At 28.9% G+C, this 19,478-nt stretch carries 18 protein-coding genes and 1 rRNA gene; 7 read left to right on the top strand and 12 right to left on the bottom strand.

Annotated elements, in window-relative coordinates; genetic code table 11:
* Positions 1-19 precede the first annotated feature (19 nt).
* From HV819_RS09285 to HV819_RS09275, 3 genes are all read right to left on the bottom strand, one after another.
* On the bottom strand, positions 20-709 hold the full coding sequence (locus tag HV819_RS09285) for a zinc metallopeptidase (RefSeq protein ID WP_154542122.1): 690 nt from the start codon (positions 707-709) through the stop codon (positions 20-22).
* Between the two features lie 290 nt (positions 710-999).
* Positions 1,000-1,665 carry a potassium channel family protein gene (locus HV819_RS09280; protein ID WP_154542124.1) on the bottom strand — a complete coding sequence of 222 codons (666 nt, stop codon included), beginning with the start codon at positions 1,663-1,665 and terminating at the stop codon, positions 1,000-1,002.
* 8 nt (positions 1,666-1,673) lie between these two features.
* Positions 1,674-3,029, bottom strand: coding sequence for a TrkH family potassium uptake protein (locus tag HV819_RS09275; RefSeq protein ID WP_154542126.1), 1,356 nt, complete (start codon positions 3,027-3,029; stop codon positions 1,674-1,676).
* A 216-nt stretch (positions 3,030-3,245) separates the two neighbouring features.
* Between HV819_RS09275 and HV819_RS09270 the strand changes: the two genes are divergently transcribed.
* Together HV819_RS09270 and HV819_RS09265 are read left to right on the top strand one after the other, a co-directional pair.
* Positions 3,246-3,755, top strand: coding sequence for an LURP-one-related/scramblase family protein (locus HV819_RS09270; RefSeq protein WP_154542128.1), 510 nt, complete (start codon positions 3,246-3,248; stop codon positions 3,753-3,755).
* A gap of 171 nt (positions 3,756-3,926) precedes the next feature.
* Positions 3,927-6,605, top strand: a complete 2,679-nt coding sequence (locus HV819_RS09265; protein ID WP_176270043.1) for a cation-translocating P-type ATPase — start codon at positions 3,927-3,929, stop codon at positions 6,603-6,605.
* Between the two features lie 318 nt (positions 6,606-6,923).
* Here the strand turns inward: HV819_RS09265 and HV819_RS09260 are convergent, their stop codons facing one another.
* Together HV819_RS09260 and HV819_RS09255 are read right to left on the bottom strand one after the other, a co-directional pair.
* Positions 6,924-7,484: a chromate transporter gene (locus HV819_RS09260; RefSeq protein WP_176270042.1), complete on the bottom strand. Its 561-nt coding sequence runs from the start codon at positions 7,482-7,484 to the stop codon at positions 6,924-6,926.
* Complete coding sequence (locus HV819_RS09255) at positions 7,477-8,010, bottom strand: chromate transporter (protein ID WP_176270041.1); 534 nt, start codon at positions 8,008-8,010, stop codon at positions 7,477-7,479. The genes HV819_RS09260 and HV819_RS09255 overlap by 8 nt, the downstream gene beginning before the upstream one ends.
* 120 nt (positions 8,011-8,130) lie before the next feature.
* Here HV819_RS09255 and HV819_RS09250 point away from each other — a divergent pair, with 120 nt between their 5' ends.
* Together HV819_RS09250 and HV819_RS09245 are read left to right on the top strand one after the other, a co-directional pair.
* Positions 8,131-8,670: a GNAT family N-acetyltransferase gene (locus HV819_RS09250; protein ID WP_176270040.1), complete on the top strand. Its 540-nt coding sequence runs from the start codon at positions 8,131-8,133 to the stop codon at positions 8,668-8,670.
* A 148-nt stretch (positions 8,671-8,818) separates the two neighbouring features.
* Positions 8,819-9,475, top strand: coding sequence for an HAD family hydrolase (locus tag HV819_RS09245; protein ID WP_176270039.1), 657 nt, complete (start codon positions 8,819-8,821; stop codon positions 9,473-9,475).
* Between the two features lie 93 nt (positions 9,476-9,568).
* Here HV819_RS09245 and HV819_RS09240 read toward each other — a convergent pair whose 3' ends face one another.
* The 5 genes from HV819_RS09240 to HV819_RS09220 all read right to left on the bottom strand — a co-directional run bounded on the left by HV819_RS09240 (position 9,569) and on the right by HV819_RS09220 (position 14,457).
* On the bottom strand, positions 9,569-10,279 hold the full coding sequence (locus HV819_RS09240; RefSeq protein WP_176270038.1) for a transposase: 711 nt from the start codon (positions 10,277-10,279) through the stop codon (positions 9,569-9,571).
* A gap of 72 nt (positions 10,280-10,351) precedes the next feature.
* On the bottom strand, positions 10,352-11,710 hold the full coding sequence (locus tag HV819_RS09235) for an MATE family efflux transporter (protein WP_176270037.1): 1,359 nt from the start codon (positions 11,708-11,710) through the stop codon (positions 10,352-10,354).
* Between the two features lie 487 nt (positions 11,711-12,197).
* Entirely contained in the window at positions 12,198-12,464 is a 267-nt protein-coding gene (locus HV819_RS09230) for an ion transporter (RefSeq protein WP_176270036.1), read from the bottom strand.
* A gap of 28 nt (positions 12,465-12,492) precedes the next feature.
* A complete protein-coding gene (locus tag HV819_RS09225) occupies positions 12,493-13,224 on the bottom strand; it encodes a TIGR03915 family putative DNA repair protein (RefSeq protein WP_154542144.1) in 732 nt (243 codons plus the stop codon).
* Positions 13,225-13,227: 3 nt separating this feature from the next.
* A complete protein-coding gene (locus HV819_RS09220; RefSeq protein WP_154542146.1) occupies positions 13,228-14,457 on the bottom strand; it encodes a putative DNA modification/repair radical SAM protein in 1,230 nt (409 codons plus the stop codon).
* Positions 14,458-14,825: 368 nt separating this feature from the next.
* On the opposite strand from HV819_RS09220, the gene HV819_RS09215 reads away from it, so the two are divergent.
* The 3 genes from HV819_RS09215 to HV819_RS09205 all read left to right on the top strand — a co-directional run bounded on the left by HV819_RS09215 (position 14,826) and on the right by HV819_RS09205 (position 18,062).
* Positions 14,826-15,116: a DUF2178 domain-containing protein gene (locus HV819_RS09215; RefSeq protein ID WP_176270035.1), complete on the top strand. Its 291-nt coding sequence runs from the start codon at positions 14,826-14,828 to the stop codon at positions 15,114-15,116.
* Positions 15,116-15,304, top strand: coding sequence for a helix-turn-helix transcriptional regulator (locus HV819_RS09210; RefSeq protein ID WP_154542149.1), 189 nt, complete (start codon positions 15,116-15,118; stop codon positions 15,302-15,304). The genes HV819_RS09215 and HV819_RS09210 overlap by 1 nt, the downstream gene beginning before the upstream one ends.
* A gap of 1,471 nt (positions 15,305-16,775) precedes the next feature.
* On the top strand, positions 16,776-18,062 hold the full coding sequence (locus tag HV819_RS09205; protein WP_154542150.1) for a dicarboxylate/amino acid:cation symporter: 1,287 nt from the start codon (positions 16,776-16,778) through the stop codon (positions 18,060-18,062).
* A gap of 754 nt (positions 18,063-18,816) precedes the next feature.
* Here the strand turns inward: HV819_RS09205 and HV819_RS09200 are convergent.
* Together HV819_RS09200 and rrf are read right to left on the bottom strand one after the other, a co-directional pair.
* Complete coding sequence (locus HV819_RS09200; protein ID WP_154542151.1) at positions 18,817-18,984, bottom strand: hypothetical protein; 168 nt, start codon at positions 18,982-18,984, stop codon at positions 18,817-18,819.
* Between the two features lie 367 nt (positions 18,985-19,351).
* Positions 19,352-19,468, bottom strand: a 5S ribosomal RNA gene (rrf, locus tag HV819_RS09195).
* Between the last annotated feature and the right edge of the window lie 10 nt (positions 19,469-19,478).

The raw sequence follows: 19,478 nt of genomic DNA, 5'->3' as shown, positions 1-19,478 counted from the left end.
AAAATAGTCTACATTCAAGCTAATCATCACGTCTATTTCCAAATAAAAGCCAAAGTCTAAGAAATTGTAGAGCTGTTGAAAGTGTTGCAGCAACATATGTTAAGGCTGCAGCTTTTAGCATATCTTTTGCAAAATCATTTTCTTCTCCCACAAGCATTCCTGATTTTTCAAGGACATTTAAGGCTCTTTTTGATGCATCAAATTCTACTGGAAGTGTTATAAGTTGAAATATTAATACAAAAGAAAACAGAAATATTCCAATTGTAATAAGATTTGCTATTGATAAAAATACTCCTAGTAAAATTAAGGGGATTGATAATTTTGACCCTATGTTTACTGCAGGAACTATATATGATTTTAACCTTAGAGGGATATAACCTTCCTTATATTGAATAACATGACCACACTCATGGGCTGCTACTGCAACTGAGGCTATAGATATATCAGTTAAAGATGTATCAGATAGAGCTATTTCCTTACTTACTGGGTTAAAGTAATCAGAAAGTGCGCCTCCTGTCTTTTTTATAGATATATCATCATAGCTATAAGTATCAAGTATATACCTTGCACAATCTAATCCTCTTATATTCTTTTTTGTCTTAATCCTTTTGTACTTATCGAACTTTTTTTGAATATTTGCTTGAGCAAGCATAGATATAAGAAGTCCAATAAGAACCAAGATATAGGTTCTATCAAAATAAAATGGCATTTTCTTTCCTTTCTTTTTCTTAAATATACTTATACTTATATCATATTTCAAATAAATTAGGTAAATAAAAAGACCCTTAAGGGCCTTTTTATAATATAGAAAAGAATAAGTTAGTCCTAGTTTTCTATAGGGAAAACTATAAGGAATTAATAATGAAAAACCTAGCTATTTACTAGCTGATTATATTATATCATGATTTTTGAAAAATGCAAACTTTTTTTTACTTTTATTTTCTTATTTAAATTTCAACATTTCAAATCATTTTATTCGTTTTCCTAAGTTTATATTTTTTATTTATATCTATCTGCAGCCTTTTGAAGTTTGTCAGCACTATCACTATCTCCTATAAGAACTAAGGTATCATCCTCTTTTATTCTCCAATCTGCTTCAGGATTTATTATTAAATCTCCATCCCTTTTATAAGCTATAACCATCATTTTATATTTATCTCTAAAGTTTATCTCTTTTAAACTTTTTCCAATAAGTTCATCATATGCCTTTAGCTCAATCATAGAATAATCATCAGAAAAGTGGAAAAATTGTAAGAAATTTGATCCTGCTATACTTCTTGCAAGTTTTTCTCCCATGTCTATTTCCGGAAAAATTATCTGATCCGCTCCAATCTTTGTTAAGATTCTTGCATGGTTTTTACTTGTAGCCTTGGCTATAATCCTATCTACATTGTGGTCTTTTGCAAAAAGGGTAGCAGAAATTGACGCCTCAATACTCTCCCCACTTGCTATTACTGCAATATCAAAGTTTCCTATTCCTAACTCTTCTAGTGCCTTATCATTTAAAAGATCACATTGAACTGCACTTGTTACCTTATCACTCATATTTTGAACTATATCATAATTTTTATCTACAGCCATAACTTCAATTCCTGCTTGGTAAAGTTTTTCAGCTACTGTTACTCCAAACTTACCAAGACCTAATACTATTACACTTTTTGCCATAATATCTCCTAACCTATACTAATATTTGCTTCTGGGTATCTTATATATTTTGTCTTTGATTTAAGCCCAAATGAATAGGCCATAGTTATTGGACCAATTCTTCCAAGATACATACTTAAAGTAAGTAAAATCTTTCCTATACTTGTTAGATGTCCAGTAATTCCCCTACTTGCCCCTACTGTAGCAAAGGCTGATGTAACCTCATACGATATATCTATTACAGAAAAATTTTCCGTAATAGATAGCAAGAATATAACTATAAATATAAGTCCTATGTATACCATTATAATGGCTAAGGCCTTTCTTATAGTTTTTGGATCTATATGTTTATTAAATACTACAACCTCATCTTCATTTTTAATAATAGAAATAGTTGAAAGAATCAAAACCCCAAAGGTTGTAGTCTTAATTCCACCTGCTGTCGAACCAGGAGAGCCTCCTATTGCCATAAGTATTATCAAGAATAAAGCCGATGCATCCTTTATTTTATCATGTTTAACTGAATAAAAACCTGCTGTTCTTGCGGAAATTGATTGGAAGGTCGATTGGACTAAAGAATTTAAAAATCCTTCATTATAAACTACTCCACCAGGTTGATTTTCTATAAAGAAAAATACCAAACTTCCAACTACTATAAGACTCAAACTTACTATTAAAACAAGCTTAGCATGGACTGATAGTTTTTTTAAGGATTTCTTTTTTAAAATCTCAGCTGTAACCATAAAACCAAGACCCCCTATAACTATTAGAGCCATTATGGTAAAGTTTATAACTAGGTCATTTCTAAAAGGATACATAGAATCTCCAGTCAAGTCAAATCCTGCGTTACAAAAGGCTGATATGGAGTGAAATATAGCATACCAAATCCCTCTTAGTCTTCCATAAATTGGAATAAATCTTGTAGCAAGAATCATAGCTCCTATTCCCTCTACTATAAAGGTAAAGGTTAATACATATTTAAATAGCTTCATAATACCTTTGAGAGTATCTATATTTAATTGTTCCTTTAAAATCTTTCTTGACTTAAGACCTATTTTTTTTCTTAAAATTAAAGAAAAAAGAGTTGCCAAAGTCATTACCCCAAGTCCACCTATTTGGATAAGGAGTATAATAACGATGTGTCCATAAGTATTCCAATGCTCAAATGTATTTACAGTAGTAAGACCTGTAACACAAGAGGCAGATGCAGCAACAAAGATAGAGTCAACTAAGGGTGTTGGCTTTCCACTTTTTGTAAAAATAGGTAGGGATAGGATAAAACCACCTATTAAAATTAAAACCATGAAACCTATAGTAAGGTAAAGGGGTGGATTGGAACTTATTTTGTATGATAATTTTTCCATATGAGTTTTATTTTTTTGCATAATATCTTCTTTCTCCAACTTAAATCATCCAAAATTTAAGGCCCTGTGATTTATTATATCAAAGGGCATATACTTACTTAATTTTACACCCTAAAAAAAAATTGTCAAAACTTTTACTTTATTGCTGATTTTCCTAAATTTATAAATTTTTCTAAAGTACAAAAAATAAATTATAGTATATAATAAAAATAAAATAAAATAAAAAAGGATGTTTAAATGAAAAAATACTATTTTAAGGAAAAATTTTTTAAAATTACAGATAAGTACCCTGTCCTTGATGAAAATGGCAAGGAAGTTTTTTTCTTTGACCAAGATTTTAAACTTATAGGCTATAGTGCAAAACTTAAGGATTCAGATGGAAAAGTTTTATTTACTATAAGTAAAAAGATATGGTCATTTTTGCAAAAATATTTCGTAGATTTTAATGATGGAAGTCATATGGAAATCGACCAAAAACTTTCATTTTTAAAAAGAAAGGTCGATATAGACTATGAAGGTATAAAACTTCATTTAAAAGGTTCTATAATAGACCACGACTTCGAAATATATCGTGAAAATGAGATAGTTGCTGATATGAATAAGAAGTTTTTTGCCCTTACAGACCAATATGAGCTTACCGTTTATAGGGAAGACTTAAGCCTTATCCTAATTGCGATTTGTCTTTGTATAAATGAAATGAAAAATAGGGATGATGAAGCTGCTGATGCTGCTTGTTCTACTTGTTAAAATACTTTGATTTTTCTATTTTTTGATATATAATTATTATAACAAAAGGGAGTAGCTAAATTATTCAATCGTCATTACGGTTTATCCCGGTTGAATAAACCATTTGGTAGCAAGACTTTTGGCAAATAAGCCAAAAGTCTTTTCTTTTTTGAAAAATTTTAGGAGGTATAAATGGACTATTTAGGTCAAAAAAAAGAAATCGTATCAAAATATGATTCTGACGCGGCACGTGGTTTAAATAATGATTTAGCCCAAAAAAGACTAGAAGAAAATGGCCCAAATAAAATCGAATCTAAGGCTAAGAAGTCTTTAGCTAAAAAAATTGCCGAACAAATTTTAGACCCTATGGTAATCTTACTTATAGTTGCATCTGTAGTATCAGCTTTTACAGGAGATAAGGTTGAAGCTATTATAATTATCGCAATTGTAGTTATTAATGCCATAATGTCTATTCTACAAGAAGGTAAGGCAGAAGATTCTGTAGAAGCTTTGCAAAAAATGTCTTCACCTGAGGCAAGCGTAATTCGTGATGGAAAAAAACAAAAGCTAAAGGCAGAAAATCTTGTAGTAGGTGATATAGTTGTAATTGAAACTGGAGATATAGTTCCAGCTGATATGAGACTTTTAGAATCATCAAATTTACAGATAGATGAATCATCTCTAACAGGAGAATCAGTAGCTGCAGAAAAAGATAGCGAAGTAGTATATGAAAGTGAAGTAGGTATAGGTGATAGGGAAAATTTTGCCTTTTCATCAACTATAGTAACCTATGGTCATGGCAAGGGTATTATAACCCAAACAGGTTCTGATACTGAAATGGGTAAGATTGCTTCAAGTCTTGAAAAAGTAGAGGATAAGGACACACCTTTACAAAAACAATTAAATAAGCTTTCAAAGCTTTTAGCAATACTTGTTATTATTGTGTGTATTATTGTATTTATAGTAGGATATTTTAGAACAGGTGACACCTTACTTGAAAACTTGATGATTGCAGTATCTCTAGCAGTTGCAGCTATTCCAGAAGGACTTACTGCAGTTGTAACTATAGTTTTATCTATAGGAATGAATAGGATGGCTGAAAGAAAGGCTATAGTAAAATCCCTTGTTTCTGTAGAAACACTTGGAGCAACTACTGCAATTTGTTCAGATAAGACTGGTACTCTCACACAAAATGAGATGACTATAACAAAGATTTGGACAAACGAAAATGAATATGAAGTAGAAGGTAGCGGTTATACTCCAAAAGGGGATATAAAACTTGATGATAAAAAGATAGAAGATGATGAACAAATCAAGCTTCTGATGACAATATCAACTCTTTGTAATGATGCAGACCTTACTCGTGAAGGCGAACAGTACAAAATTATAGGAGACCCTACAGAAGGTGCTATGCTTACTTTTTCAGAAAAATGGAGCATAATCCAAGAAGAAATGGAAGAAAAATTTCCAAGACTTAAAGAAATCCCTTTTGATTCTACTAGAAAAATGATGACAACTTTCCATAATGTAGATGAAAAATACAGGGCCATGACCAAAGGTGCTCCTGATATTATTATAGAAAATTCATCAAAGATTCTATTGAATGGAGAAATCGTAGACTTTACTGAGGACTTGAAAAATAAAGCTATTGAAGAAAATAAGAGTCTTGCAAAACAAGCTCTTCGTGTAATGGCTTACTCATTTAGAGACTTTGAATCTATAAAAGACAAAGAACTTACAAGCGAAAATGTCGAAAGAGAGATGGTATTTGTAGGTCTTACAGGAATGATAGACCCTCCAAGACCTGAGGCAAAACAAGCAGTAGCTGAATGTCGCTCATCAGGAATAGATGTTATAATGATTACAGGAGACTATCTTGAAACAGCTTTTGCTATAGCTAGAGATTTAGGAATTGCCGATTCTAAGGATCAAGCTATAGAAGGTAAAGAACTTAACAATATGTCTGATGATGAGATTAGAGAAATTGCCAGAGAAAAAAGAGTATTTGCCAGAGTTTCTCCACAAAATAAGGTACAACTTGTAAATGCCCTTCAAGAAAATGGCGAAATAGTAGCTATGACAGGAGACGGGGTAAATGATGCTCCAGCGATTAAAAATGCTGATATCGGTATATCAATGGGTATAACAGGAACAGATGTTGCCAAAGATACTGCAAATATGATTCTAGTAGATGATAACTTTGCAACTATTGTAAATGCAGTAGAAGAAGGAAGAATAATCTTCTCAAATATTAGAAAGTTTGTATCATTCCTACTTTCATGTAATATAGCAGAAGTTTTAATTGTATTTTTATCTATTCTATTTGGTCTACCTTCCCCACTTACACCTATCCAACTATTATGGCTAAACCTAGTAACAGATGCTTTTCCTGCACTAGCCCTAGGAGTTGAACCAGGAGAAAAAGACATAATGGAAAGACAACCAAGAGATCCAAAAGAGCAAATTATATCAGGTGCATTAAAAAACTCACTTATAGTTCAATCACTTGCTATAACATTGTCTGTTTTACTTGCTTATGTTATAGGACTTAAATATATCTTCCCTGGAAATATAGAAGGAGCCCATACCATGGTATTTGCTACTCTTATAACAAGTGAGCTTTTAAGATCTTTTTCAGTAAGAAGTACAAAATATACCTTAAAAGAATTAGGATTTTCTACAAACAAACAACTAATCAAGGCAACTATATTCTCCTTTGGTCTACTTTTAATAGTAATGTATATTGAACCTTTGAGAAAGCTATTCGAGCTTGAATTTATAACTTGGCAATGGCTAATAATTCTTGCACTCGCCTTTATACCACTTATAATAGGTGAAGTTCACAAGATAAATGCTAGGAAAAATAAGTAAAATACTATAACTTTTGTTGGATTACAAAATGTACTCACTAAAGTTATAAAGATTTTCAAACAAAAAACAAGAGTTAAGTAAACCAACGCTTGTTTGATACTTAATTTATTAAATTTTTATATTAGGATGCATAAAATCGATATTCAATCGTGGTCATGCATCCTAATTTTTTAAAGCTTTCTTAGTTTTAATATTAATGTAATATATATCTTAATTTTGATTTTTCTAATGATTCAAACTTTTTTTCTGTAGAATATTCCGATTTTATATTTCGAAAATACTTTTATTAGAGTTAGAATATACAATTTCTTTGGGATTTTACAACTTAAAAACAATTCCCAAAACAGCTCCTATGGCAATGATTATAATGGGGTGGATTTTTTTATACTTTCTTAATACTATAAGAAAACATACAAATATTATAATTTGTAAAATTTGAAATAAGTCTAAGAATTTTCCCGTTTTTTCATACAAAGCCACATTAAATAAAGATAAGATCATAACATTAAGCATAGCTCCCAAGATTAATCCTGCTGTAGCTGGCCTTATTGTTTCAAACATATTTTTTATTATTAATGAATTTTTAAAGCTTTCAAGCCCTTTAGATATGATTAAAATTATAATAATGGCAGGTGCTATAAGTGAAAGTGATGCAAGAATAGCTCCAGTGATTCCATAAACCTTGTAACCTGCAAAACTTGCCACATTTATCCCTATTGCTCCGGGGGTTGACTCTGATACAGCTATCATATTTAAAAGCTCTTCTTGGGAAAACCAGTTATATTTTTCACTCATCTCTTGTAAGAAGGGAAAAGTTGCCATTCCACCGCCTATAGCAAAAAGCCCTGCTTTAAAAAACTCCCACATTAGTCTAAGCATATCTTCCTCCTAAGATAATCCCTAAAACTCCAACACTTATAACTATTATTATAGGAGAGATAGAAAAAACTCCTATGCTTATAAAGGTAAGAAAAAATATAAGGTATTTAAGCTTTCTATCGCAAGTTTTTTTCACCATATTAATTACAGTATTTAAAACAAGGGCAGATACCGCTATCCTAATTCCTGCAAAGGCATGGTTTATGACAGCTAAATGAGAAAAATTTTCTAAAAAATTTGCTATAATAATAATTATTATTATAGAAGGACTAACAAAACCTAAGGATGCAATTATTCCTCCAAGCTTTCCAGCCTTTTTGTAACCACAAAAAGTCGATGTATTTACAGCTATAATACCTGGTGTAGTCTGACCTATAGCATAGTAGTCAAGCATCTCATCTTCTGTAATCCAGCCCTTTTTATCTACAAGCTCCCTTTGTAACAAAGGCAACATTGCATATCCTCCTCCAAAAGTAAAGATTCCTATCTTAAAAAATGTTTTATAAAGGTCTAATAATATCTTCATATATCCTCCTATCTTTATTATAGCACAATAGCATTCATAGCTAAATTCTTGAAATTAAGCCCTTGATGAGGTATATTAGTTTTTGTATTCAAAATTTCTAAAATTTATGAAAGGATATTTATGGATTTACGATTATCTGATAATTACTTAAATTATCTGAGTGAAATTAAAGATTTATATATAGAGGCCTTCCCGAAGGAAGAAAGAAAGCCATTAAAACAAATTATAAAGGTATGTGAAAATAATCAAGGTAGGATTATTCCTATAATTTTAAACGATGATTTCGTTGGAATGTTTATAACCCTCGACTCAGACAAAGATGATACCCTACTTATAGATTACTTTGCTATAAAAGACGGGTATAGGGGATTAAAGATAGGTTCAGAGTCTATTGATTTATTAAATAAACAAGAAAATAAGACTATAATAATCGAAATAGAAGCTTGTACAGATGGAGCAAATAACATAGTTCAAAGGCAAAAAAGAAAGAATTTTTATAAAAATTTAGGATTTAGGCAAACTGATATTACAGTATCTTGGTTTGGAGTAGACCTTGAGCTTATGAGTCTCAATAAGACTATAAGTTTTAATAATTATATTAGACTATTGAAGTCGATTTTCCCGGCAAATTATGTAGACTCAAATATAAAACTTGCCTAAGTTTTGTATAATTATTTTAAAATATGGACATACAAATAAAAGATTTTGGGAATCTTTGTTTATGAGTAAGAATACTAAGAATTCTTTCATGATTTGGGTTATAATATAATAATTCTTGTCAAGCTTTTATAGAAAATAAGGAGATTTGATGAAAAAATTACTATTTGATTGCGATGGAACAATTCTTGATTCCATGCATATATGGATTAAACCTATAAATTCTCTTTTAGATAAATATAATTATAAAATTACAAAAGAAGAAAAAGGTGAGATAGAATCCATGAACTTTATAGATACAATGAAATGGCTTAATATTAATGTTTGTACTGATAAGAGTGAAGATGAAGTTATAGAATACTTCTACCACACAATAGAAGATGGCTATAAAAACAACTTAATGCCAAAAGAAAAAACTGTAACTTACCTTAAAAGACTCAAAAAACTTGGTTATGATATGTGTATTTGTTCGTCAACTGACTATAAGCATTTGAAAAATGCCCTAGAAAGACTTGATATAATAGAGCTTTTTGACTTCATCCATACACCAGATAAGTCTGGCTTTAAAAAAAGTGAGAGTGAGTATTGGCAATATGCCCTAGATAAGTATAAAATAGGTCCAAGTGATGCCGTTTTATTTGATGATGCCTTATATGCAGTTAAGTCTGCTGGAAAAGTTGGTATAAAGACAGTTGGAGTAAAAGACTTCCCTTATAATGAAAATGAATGGGAAGATATAAAGAAAATTTCTGATATATTTGTAGATAATATAGCAGAAGTAGACGAAGAAAAAATTGAAAATCTATAAAAGCAAAAGACCTTGTCAATTCTCGCAAGGTTCTTTTTAGTGCATAAAGGGACGTTCAGTATTTGCACTTATAAATTATTAAATTAATTTGTTTTATATCCTATTTCTAGATATTTTTAGTTTTTTACTTATTTCAACTTTAGTAAATCCCATCTCTCTTAATTTTTTAGAAAGCTTAATCTTCTCATTACTATCCAATTTATTTTCCAATTTATCCATTATGTATTTTTTTACTATACTTGTATCTTCTTTTGTATCTAATTGCAACGAAAATATTCTTTCACAATGAAATTTTAAAAATTCATTTTCATTTTTAAAATTATCTTTTATTAACCTTATAAAACACTTTGAAATATTATCTTTATTCTCTATAAAAAAGTCATTATATGATGAAAATTTATAATCTTTAGGACTTTTTGCAATATAGGCAAATACTGGATTATTATGAATATATCTAGTGCACTCAAATAATTGTCTCTCTGATTTTATAGGAGATGATTTGAATCTATTTTGAAAAAGATGTCCGTTTCTATCTTCGATATTATTATAAAGTATAGAATACCTTATATTTATACTTTTCATGATATTGCTAAGTATTTCTGTATTATCAACTCTAACCAAAAAATGAGTATGATTGTCCATTATAGCATAAGCCAAAATATCCCAATCATATTTTTCATCAAAATAATACCTTATTATCTGATTTTTATAAAAATCACTATAAAAAATATTTTCTTTGTTTATTCCCTTAGTCATAATATGAAAGTAATTATAATTTTGGATAGATCTAGCTAGTCTAGGCATAAAAACTCCTTTAATTTTTTATATTTATACCCATTGTTTTTATAGTGCACAAAATGAACGTCCCTAAATGCACTAATCTTTAATGTAGACTATATTCTTTTTTATTTTCTTTCTTAATAAGTACAAAGATATTATCCCTTTTAGAATTGATGATATTGTCATCGAAAACCAAATTCCCATCACTCCCATAAAAGGAATAAAAGCAAATGATAAAGGAATTCTAATCGCATTTAATACTACCGAAATAAAAGCCGGTGTCCTCGTATCTGAAAGTCCTTGAAATATTCCCGTAGAACCAATCTCTAAAGCTTGCATAAATTGACTTGCTGAAAGTATAGCCAAGTATTGAGCTCCAAGAGCTATAGTATCCATATCATCTGGTATAAATATCTTAAATAAGTAGTTTCTAAATATAAATAAAATCAAAGTCGCAATAAATCCTATTATTCCAACAAGTCTAAGACCTTCCTTAACAGACTTTTTTACCCTCTTTATAAGTCTTGCCCCGTAGTTTTGAGCTATAAGAGACTGTATGACTACCTGACATCCCTCAGTTGTTTTCCAAGATATTGATTCAAGCTGACTTCCTATAGAATATACAGCCACTGGCTTTGGACCAAAGTTTGCCATCAATTTATTAAGTACAATTGTTATAAGTGCATGGATTCCACTAATCAGAGCAACTGGAAGACCTAAGATAAATATTCTTTTTTGCCATATTCTAGAAAAAGTGAAATTTTTTAGGCTATCAGCTACTATCCCTTCTTTTTTTATCATAACAAATATAAATGTAATAAATACACAAGCTTGTCCAGTAACTGTCGCAAGGGCAGCTCCTTTTATCCCAATAGCAGGTATAGGACCTAGACCAAAGATAAAAATAGGATCCAGTACTATATTTAAGACAAGACCTAATGTATTTATCTTAAAAGGTGTTATTGATTCTCCAATCGAATAAAAAGATTGGGAAAATATAGGATTAAGAAATACAAAGAAATATCCAAGCGATGTAATAGTAAGATAATTATCAGCAAGAGTTGATACCTCACTTCCAAGATTATAAAATCCTATAAATACTCTTTTAAATATAAGTATAAGTATTATATATATTATTGAAATAAAAGCTCCCTGTATATAGGAGTTTTTAAGGATTAAAGATGTAAGTTCTATATCTTTTCTTCCATAAGCTTGAGATGCATAAACTCCTCCTCCTATTTTTGAAATAAGTCCTAAGGCTTCTGCAATCCATGCTAAAAAGTATGAAACTCCAACAGCAGCGACAGCTCCTGATCCAAGTCTTCCAATCCATATCATATCAACTAAGGTATAGGCTATTTGAACAAAGGCCGTAAGGGTTAGGGGGATTGATAATTTTATCAGGGATTTTCTAATATTTTCTTTTGTAAGATCTATATCTCTTCTTTTCTCCATAGCCTATCCTTTCTTTTTATTTAACTTTAGATATTTTATCAAAATATCATACTTTTTCCAAGCTTTTTAAAGAATTTCATCAAAAACAGACTAATTTTTACTTGAATTTAACAATATTGTTATTATGCAATTTAAAAGACCCTTATTAAGGACCAAAAATCCTCCCTCCTATGAATGTTGTTAGTGGAAAAGCCAAAATTTGTACTATATTTAAAAGCAAAAATACTAAGTCCTTTCTTTTTATAGAAAATATAGAACCTATTATTCCAAGTAAAGGATTTCCATATATAGTTAGAAAACCCACAGCTCTAAGAGGACCTAATATAAATTCGAAATTATCATAAGGAATTAAAATAGCTATAGTTAAGAATATAAACCCTAAGAAGAAACATATTTTTGAGCATTTCTTCTCATCATACCCCTTATTTATATATAAGTTTGTAATCCGTTAGATATTAATCCCCTTTCTTATCAAACATCAATCTTTTTATTTAAATAATGATTCAAAATTTGCTATTACTATAATTATAAAAGCTATAAGTAAAATCCAAGCAAATATTTTACTTAGATTAGATTCAAAGTCTTTTTCTATAAATATTTTATCAATTATCCCAAATATAAGCATAGTAGAAAACATTATAGTTATACCACTTGTGTTAAAATCCTTAAAAAATGAAATAAGCATCAAGAATGTGTAGGAAAGACTTACTCCTATATTTTGAAATCCTAATTGTCTAACTTTTGTATCTTTCATATTACTTCCTTATATATTAATAAACAAGCTATTTAATCATATTTTTCTCAGGTAAATACTTCCAATATTTCTTTGGCATATTAGAAATCATAAGCTTTTTATTTACTCTTTCTTTAATAGCTATTGTATCATAAAAGCCAATCCATAAGGATTTGAAAAACTTCTCCCTATCACTTTCTTCAATATCTAAATCTAGAATATCAACAACTTCTACGTTACCATATATGGATATAAAGGCCCTTCTCCTATTCTTATCATATATTATAAACTTTTCTTTTGGCATTCTTTTTAAAAAATGCCTTGATAAATCTTCCAAAACATTATTATGAGATTCATATTCCGCAAAAAGATATTCTTCTTGAATCTCCCTAAATCTTAAAAGTCCTTTCAAATCATGGGTCTCAGATTCATAATTTTTAAGCATCTTGTTAAAAGCTATTCCATATTTGTTGCTAGAATTTATAATCATAAGACCTTTTATATATGCAAGTTTAATAAGTCTTGCAATAATAGTATCTTTATTTTTATAATCCGTTTTAAATGCTATTTTTATCTTAAAGAAAAACTCATTTGAAAGATTCTTCTTTATAGAATCTTCGACTTTCTTAGATTTTTCAACCTTGGTCTCAACTTTTTTTATTTTAAGAAAGGAAATCTGCTTACATTCGATTTCTATCTTTATTTTAAATAAGTCACTATAATAATCAAAAATAACCGTCAGATATCCATCAAAAGAACCATCATATACAATAATATCCATAAATCACCCAAAAAAAGAAAGCTGTTCAAAGGAGCTAGAATCACTCATCCTATTCTTCAAATCACTTTTATCTTTAAATCTCGCTCCCATATATTTTCCATCTACCATTATAAAATTCCTAGCCCTTTTTACTGAAATATTTAGATCCTTTAGGTTCTCATACTTAAGCTTTCTATACTTTCTTGCATTAATAATTTTTCTTGCAGAAACTCTCCCTATACCTGGAATCTTCATAAGGGTATAGTAACTTGCCTTATTAATCTCAACTGGAAATTTCTCTATATTATTAATAGCCCAACTAGTCTTAGGATCAATTCTTAAATCAAAATTATTATTTTTTTCATTAAGTAAGTCATTTGCCTTAAATCCATAAAATCTCAAAAGCCAATCAGCTTGATAAAGTCTATGTTCTCTTAAAAGAGGAGCTTTTTTGACATCTTTTGTAAACTCACTTTTAACAACAGGGACAAAGGCTGAATAAAACACTCTCTTAAGCTCATAGTCCTTGTATAAATTTTCTGACCTTTTCATAATATCAAAATCACTTTCCTTAGCTGCCCCTATAATCATCTGAGTAGTTTGGCCTGCTGGAAGAAAATTGGGAGTGTGCCTATATAATTGTATTTCATTTTTTCTTTGGACTATTTTCTCCTTGGCAAAGCCCATAGATGACTCAATAGCCTTTATGGACTTTTGAGGAGCTAGGATTTTTAAAGATTCTTCTGTGGGAAGTTCTACATTTATACTCATCCTATCGACTAAAAGTCCCATTTTTTTAACTAAATCAGGACTTGAGCCAGGGATTGCTTTCATGTGGATATAGCCGTTGTAGAAATATTTATTTCTTAGAATATCTGCAACTTCAATTAGCATCTCCATGGTATAGTCTGGGTTTTTGACAATTCCAGATGATAAAAATAAACCCTCTATATAATTTCTCCTATAAAAGTTTATAGTTAAGTCAGCCACCTCTCTTGGAGTAAATTCTACCCTTTTTATGTCATTAGATGACCTATTTATACAATACTCGCAGTTATAGATACACTTATTTGTATATAAGATTTTAAGAAGAGAAATACACCTTCCATCTTCACTCCAAGAGTGACAAATACCAGATACATGCCCATTACCAAGACCTTTGGATGTATTTTTCCTATTTGAACCAGACGATGAACAAGAAACATCATACTTGGCTGCATCAGTTAATATTTTAAGTTTTTCTAAAGTATCCATAGCCCCTCCCTCTACAAGACTCTTACTGTCTTATAATTATATAAGAAAGGAGGATTTTTGCAAGTAATTTCTAATATAACTTCTATATATTTCAAATTATTATTTTAGTTATCTCTTTACTTTAAGAGAATCTTACTTTTCAAATTTCTTTTTATTTATTGGAAAAATAATAATCTATTTGTACTATCAAATTTTTTCAATATGAAAGTTAAATAAGATTAATATATCTATATAATTTCCTTACAATATAAAGAATAATCTATACTAGTGTAAGGATTATTTTTTTGATATGTCAAACTTATTTGACATCTATAAGATTTTCTTGTATTATAACAGTGTAAAAGATGTTTGACATAAAGGAGGTTATTATGTTATTTACTGTATTTTTATTTATATTATTTTTATCGGTAGTTTTAGTTTCTATAAGCCTATTTACTATCTATAAGCTAGGCGATGAAAGAGATGATAAAATAAAGGATAAGGCTTCTAGATATACTCTTACTATTTTTATGGCATATCTTGTAATAAATATAGTTTCAAATTGGATAAGTATAAAAATCGGAAATGAAATAGGTAAATCTAATCATTTTATTGATCTTGTAATACTTTCAGTTTTATTTTTAGTTAATGTTGTGAAATTCAGGAGAAAATATTCTTAATGAAAAATAATATAAAGGAATTAAGAACGAAATTAAAACTATCTCAAAAAGACCTTGCCAATATGTGTAAGGTCTCAAGACAAACTATAAACGCCATTGAAAATGATAAGTATTCACCGTCATTAGAGCTTGCCTTTGACCTTGCCAAAGTTTTAAATACTAGCGTAGATGAACTTTTTATTCCTTAAAAATAAGCACAAAAAAATCGACCTTAGTTTTTTTACACTTACAAGGTCGATTTATTTTCTCCTACCAGCACAGAGTTCTGATTTTGGTTCTATCACTCTTTTGTCCTTTCTGTAAACTTGCGTTTACTCTATTTTTTATTTTTCTTTTCATATATTTACATATCTATATGTCTATATACACTCATATTTTTTTATCTTTAATTTATCTAATACCTATGTGAACTAACCACTCCTTTACCATATATTTTATTTTTTTCTTTTACCTATATAGTTAAAACTTGCTAGCTTCTTATTTCAAATCTTAGAAAAATGTCAGATGGCCTTACCTTTACATTATCTTCCACCACTTTTTCTATTCACTTATTTGAAATCCTCCCTTAGCCAAGTTTTGTAACCAGTATTTTTTAAATACTGTGCCGGTAGGATAGAGATTTTATTTTCTCTTATTTATAATATACCCCTTGAAAACGATATTAAACATTTTTTTAAAAATTTTTTTAATTTTTTTATTTTTTATACTTGACTAATTTAGTCTGGATTGTATAATCACTCTTGTAATATAAATGACGTAAAAAAGAAGAGAACATAAGAGAGTTTTATTACAGAGAAGTCTTTTAAGCTGAGATAGACTATAAAATATTTATGTTTATGCATCTTTGAGTCTTACTGACGAAAGTAAGTAGTCGGTAACAGGTGCGCCTGTTATAGCGCTAGAGGTTAATTGACCTCGATGAGGTTTTTTATTTTTTATGCTTAACTTATATTAGTTAAGAAAAACAAAGTAAAAAGCGAATAAAGGTGGAAACACGGTAACTCGTCCTTTTGTGGGGCGGGATTTTTTTTTACTCATTTTTATTATCTTATAAGTGAAAGAAAATAAAATAATTCTTAGTAAGTAAAAACTTTAAACTTGGTAGAAATAAGAAAAAGCAAGTGAATATTTTTCTTTTAGAAAATTTATAAAAATTACTTATCAAAATTTTCCAACAAGTGGTGTGAGCATAGAAACTTATTAATAAAATAATTAAAATATAGGCCATAATATTATAATATCCAGACCATAATTTATTCCTACCATTTCATAATAGTAAAATTAAGCTAAGATTAGATAATATAGGAAAGAATAACTTAACTTTAATACAATTATGTTAATTAGCTTAGCCATACTTTTGGAAAATTTTCTAAAAATAATAGGATAATTTAGGCAGAAATCATGTTTTTATATTATTTTATATCTAAGTTAGTCATTCATTGATATAGGATATTTCAAAGCCTTCAATTTATTTCTTATTTAAAATAATTAACCTACCAAGATAAGATTAAAACTTCTACCTATCAAATTTTGTAAAAGGTGGAATAGATAGTGTAGTTTTTGATTTATTAAAATATTCTAGCTATGCTACCAACTTTTATTTGCCATTTAATTACTTTTAATACTTTCACTTTTAAACTAAAAAATAAAGGAGTTTATATGAAATTTTTAGTACTTTTTATAGGCTTTATACTTTTTTATGGCCTAAGCTTTATGAAAAAAAAGGGGATTTCCTTTGGAATTAGAGTGATTTCTGGAGCAATTTTAGGTATTATTCTTGGATTTTTATTTAAGGATAGTACAGAATATATAGGAGTTTTTGGTAGGATTTATGCAAATTTATTATTTGCCCTAGTAATACCAATTCTTCTAGCATCAGTAATTAAAATAGTAATTTCAACAGAAAACCTGGCAAATCTAAGGTCTATGGGACTTAAAACTATTGGTGTGTTAAGTCTTCACAATGTTCTAGGCTCCCTTATAGGTGTAGTTTTAGCAGTATTATTTAAGATAGGAAAAAATGCAAATATTCCAATAGAAACTTCAAACGAAGTTAAGGAAGTACCAGGCTTTGCTGATGCTTTCGTAAACTTTTTTCCAAAAAATATAGTAGCTGATGCTTCAAAAGGATCAGTTATTCCAATAATAGTATTTGCAGTTCTTATAGGTCTAAGTGTTCTTCAACTTATAGAAAGAGGAAAAGATAAAGAAGTTAAGCCGTTTGTAGACTTTATAGAGTCATTTTCTGAAATAATCTTTAGGCTTATTGGATTTGTAACAGATTTTACACCATATGCTGTTTTATCACTTCTTGCAAGCTCTATAGGAAGAATTGACTATAGTGCAGTAAAACCACTATTATTTATCCTAATTTTAACCTATATAGCCTCCGTATTTCATTCTTATATAACAACAGGAGCTATGATTGGAATTATTGGAAAACTTAACCCATTTAAGTTTTTTAAGAAAAATTGGCCAGTCCAAGCAATTGGATTTACAACTCAATCATCAGTAGGATCAATTGGGGCAAATATTGAAAATCTAACTAAAAATATGGGAGTAAGTGAAAAGGTTGCATCCTTTGTAGCTCCTATGGGAGCCACCATGGGTATGCCTGGATGTGCTGGATTTTGGCCTGTAATGAGTGCACTATTAACTGTAAATGTTCTAGGAATAAACTATTCTATATCAGATTATATTATGCTAGTTTTTGTAGCCTTATTAGTGTCATTGGGAACTGTAGGTGTTCCTGGAACTGCAACAATTACAACAACAGCAGTATTTGCAGCTATGGGACTTCCTATAGAAATGGTTGTTATCCTTTCGCCTATATCATCCTTAGCAGATATGGGAAGAACTGCAACAAATGTTACAGCAGCAGCCTCATCTGCCCTTATAGTTGCATCAAGTGAAAATGAGATAGATAGATCTATATATAATAATTAGACCACTAAAAAAGTGATGTAGAGAATGAATTTATCATTCCTATCATCACTTTTTTAAAATTAAAAATATAATTCAATGACTAACTTATATCCATATTTAAAAATTTAAGATTTGCTTTTTACACTTTAAGCTATCCTATTATATAACTACTATGATATAATCAAACAATATAATTGAAAATATCAATAAGTTTTTCTAATCGATTTTTAATAATTCCAAGAAAAATCTTTACTTCTTTTAAATACTATTTTAAATAATAAATATCCTAAAACAAATAATATTGAAGATAATACAAATAATACTATTAAATTTACATATATCTTTTCCCCTTTAATTATTTTAGGTATAATTATAAAACAATAACTTATAGGATTAGTATAAAGTATAAACTCAGGTAATTTTATAATACTACCTGATAAAAATAATATAATATATGATATTATAACTTCAAAAGATGCTATTTTAGTATATATTAAAGTAAGAGCAGACATTACAAATGATAGTCCAAAAATACCTATACTTTCCAATAGCAAAGTATATATTATTGATAAGTTTAAAATCAAATCATTAAAAATAAAAAGCTTAAGTATAATAGACATAAGTATAATTTTTACAAGATTTATTAAATACCATATAAAAACTTTAGCAAGTGCAATTTGAAATATATTATATGGTTTAATCATTAAATTTTGTAATGTTCCTAATTGTTTTTCTGTAGATATACACATCACAGATTCAGATATTATTCCACTTACTAATACCCATGATATATATAAGAGAAATAAGATATATTTAGATCATTTCCTACTTTAAGAATTATAAATAATATTAACAATTCGACTATAATACCTACTATATAATCTGGATAATAAAATTTTATTTCTTCTTTTATCTTGTTAAATTCAGACTTAAGTAATTTCATTTAATTTCTCCATTACAATATCTTCTAATTGAATCTCTTTCCTATTCCTATTAATTTCAATTAAATTTTCTAATTTTATCTTTTTTATAATTGGTATTATATCTCCAGTAACTTCTTTAGTTGCAATTTTTGAATTTTCTCTATATTTTATAATAAATTTGTTATGATAATTACCTATATTAAATTTTTCAATTTTTACTGACTTTAATAAAATAACTCTTCCATTATTTATTTTTATGGTAAAGATAGACTAAAACTAGATTTATATAAATATCCTATCTATTACTCTAATACTAGTGTTTCTATTTATTTTACTTTTTATTTTACTTTTAAAAACAAAAAAAGACCAGCCTTAGCTGATCTAATTGTTTGGCAACTTCCTAATCTCCCGGGAGGTCTCCCTCCGAGTACCATCGGCGTTAGAAGGCTTAACTTCTGTGTTCGGTATGGATACAGGTGTATCCCTTCTGCTTTTGTCACCATATTTTCTTTAC

It is taken from the genome of Anaerococcus faecalis, assembly GCF_013371425.1.
GTDB lineage: Bacteria > Bacillota > Clostridia > Tissierellales > Peptoniphilaceae > Anaerococcus > Anaerococcus porci.
The sequence above is the reverse complement of the archived record's forward strand: the minus strand, read 5'-3'. Positions and strand labels throughout refer to the sequence as shown.